General features: G+C 59.2%; 1 protein-coding gene. It reads left to right on the top strand.

What is annotated here, in order from left to right; all coding sequences use genetic code 11:
* Positions 1–863: 863 nt before the first annotated feature.
* Positions 864–1,106 (top strand): hypothetical protein, encoded by a 243-nt coding sequence (locus AC0L27_RS40980; RefSeq protein WP_473309092.1) that lies wholly within the window; start codon positions 864–866, stop codon positions 1,104–1,106.
* Positions 1,107–1,688: the final 582 nt, after the last annotated feature.

Below are 1,688 nucleotides of genomic sequence, written 5' to 3'. Positions count from 1 at the left end.
CAATCATAGATCGGCGCGACCACCGGGGGCGGGGCCTTGACGTAAGGTTTAGCAGCCAGATCAGCCGCTGAGGCGGGGGCCGCCATGCTTACTGCCAGCAAGGCCATGCCGCTTAACATCAACTTCTTCATATTTCGCTCCATCCACGTTTCACCCGAACGACACCGGTTCTTTTCTGGTGTCCGGCATTCCCGGCTCGAATCTAGCTGATCCGACCGGCATGCGACGTGCCCAGCCCGCCACACTCGGGAAATTTCGGCAATACGCGCGCTCCGGTTGCGTCAATGTTATTGACTGATCGACTATATCGCCCGGAGCTGGACGGCGCAGGCCCACCAGCTTGCCTGACAGTCATCGTCAAGGATGAAGCTAGATGAATAAGCTCGCCTCAAGGACGCCGTTGCGAGAAAATACGCGCGAAGGGGTAGGCGGATACGTCAGTTAGCCGAGGTTTGCACCCAGCCACGCGCCGTTCCTGTGGCGTTACCAGCGCCACCCTCATCCGAAACGCGCCACGCCGCCAAGCCGAAACATAGCATTAGCATCAAGTTGGCCAGCAAGAGCAGACCGAGACAAAGTGGCTCACACGCGCCTCCGGAACAGAACGTTTCTCCAGTACGGAGACAATAAATGGTTCGAAAATGCAGCTGTGCTGACCTAGTCGCTTTTCAGAGGTTGTAGAAATTTGCTGGATCAACAGCTTCGAACTGGGGAGCGCAGCCCTCGAGCGGTTCGGTGCGGCGCCGAGGACTTCGCGCCGCGCTGATCGTAGCTAAGAGGCACGGCAGGAGCTATTATCTCGTCCTTCTCGCTCGGGATCAGTCGCTTTCAGGAGTCTGGCAGTGATAAAAATCTTACAAGGAATGCTCCTCGCGACCACGGTTCTCGCTGCTGCTGCTAGTGGGGCACACGCCGCGGGTGGCTGTGGCGAGGGCTGTCATAGGACAAGCGGTGGCGCATGTGTCGTCGACGGCTGGGGCACGGGAGCCAAGGTTCGGAACGAATGCCCGGCGACCTCTCGCCCCCGTCCACCCTGCGGCGGCGGGGATTTCATCTGGGACCGCACCAAACAGGCGTGCTTCCAAAATAACCGCAGCTGGTTCTGATCTTAGTGCGTTGCCCCAGCGCGGGTGCGAACGAGTTCAGACAGGAGCAGCTTGGCCGTCATTTCTGGCGGCACCCCTCCCACGTGGGTTGCCTTACTTCCAAGCGCCGATTGCAGGTACACGATGGAGTTCTGGACAAAATATGTCCCGTGATGCGCAACACCGTCGATTGTGACCGTTAGGGTCCGAACTACAGCAGGCCTTCCCATGTGAAGCCTCGCTCATGGCAGTCCTTCAAAGCTCACGCACTAAGTGCATGATTCGGGCTGGCGTAAAAACTTAAACCAGCGTCACTCTCTGAGGCGTTGCCCGCGGCAGGCCCAGCGCACCTTGGCAGTCCTGCGTGGACTCGAGAAACGATACGAGCGGCCATCAGTGGGCGGCTCTTTCGCCGGTTCACGCTGGTGGGCCTAGCACTCCCGGCGCTCTAATCCGCAATTGGATCGGCTGCCGGGAGCATTGGGGGCTGGAAAGCCAGCCGTGCCATGTTCGCTCTGAAGTGACGAGGCGCCACCGGTAGTTGTACGGAGTCCATTTTCGGAACGGGGTGTTCTACTGTCGGAACACCGGCGAGATTTGAGT

The organism is Bradyrhizobium sp. Ken51 (assembly GCF_055807435.1).
The sequence above is the reverse complement of the archived record's forward strand: the minus strand, read 5'-3'. Positions and strand labels throughout refer to the sequence as shown.